The sequence below is a fragment of the Methylobacterium bullatum genome (assembly GCF_014845095.1).
Lineage (GTDB): Bacteria > Pseudomonadota > Alphaproteobacteria > Rhizobiales > Beijerinckiaceae > Methylobacterium > Methylobacterium bullatum.
The window spans coordinates 1-593 of record NZ_NKUG01000198.1 but is presented as its reverse complement, the minus strand read 5'-3'; the positions used below and the strand labels follow the sequence as shown (position 1 = coordinate 593).

Annotated in this window: 1 protein-coding gene; it reads left to right on the top strand. The window is 70.0% G+C overall.

Going from position 1 to position 593, the window contains the following annotated elements:
* Positions 1–65: 65 nt before the first annotated feature.
* A partial coding sequence (locus tag MBTS_RS21605) for an ATPase domain-containing protein (protein ID WP_192216446.1) occupies positions 66–593 on the top strand: 528 nt, incomplete at its 3' end.

Genomic DNA, 593 nt, shown 5'->3' with positions numbered 1-593 from the left:
CCTCAGGATGAGGGAGCGGGTTGGATGGCCGTAGACTGTCGTCTGTGCTTCCTCAAAAGGCGATCATGGCCAAGATCCACCAGACCTTCGTCTGCCAATCCTGCGGCGCCGTCTACAATCGCTGGCGCGGGCGATGCGAAGCCTGCAACGGTTGGAACACGATCGTCGAGGAGACCGGCGCGAGCGGCCCGCAGGCCGGTCCGGTCAAGACGCGGCCGAGCCGGTCGCATGGGCGCATCTTCCCCCTCGAAGGGCTCACCGGCGAGGCGCGGGAGGCGCCGCGCATTCCCTCCGGCATCGGCGAACTCGACCGCGTGACCGGCGGCGGCTTCGTGCGCGGTTCGGTGATCCTGCTCGGCGGCGATCCCGGCATCGGCAAATCGACCCTGCTTATGCAGGCCACCGCCGCCATGGCGCGCACCGGCGAGCGCGTGGTCTACATCTCCGGCGAGGAGGCGGTGGCGCAGGTGCGCCTGCGGGCCGAGCGCCTCGGCCTGTCGAGCGCGGCGGTGGATCTCGCCGCCGAGACCAATGTCGAGGACATCGTCGAGACCCTGAGCCAGGGCCGCCCGCCGGCGCTCGCCATCATCGAT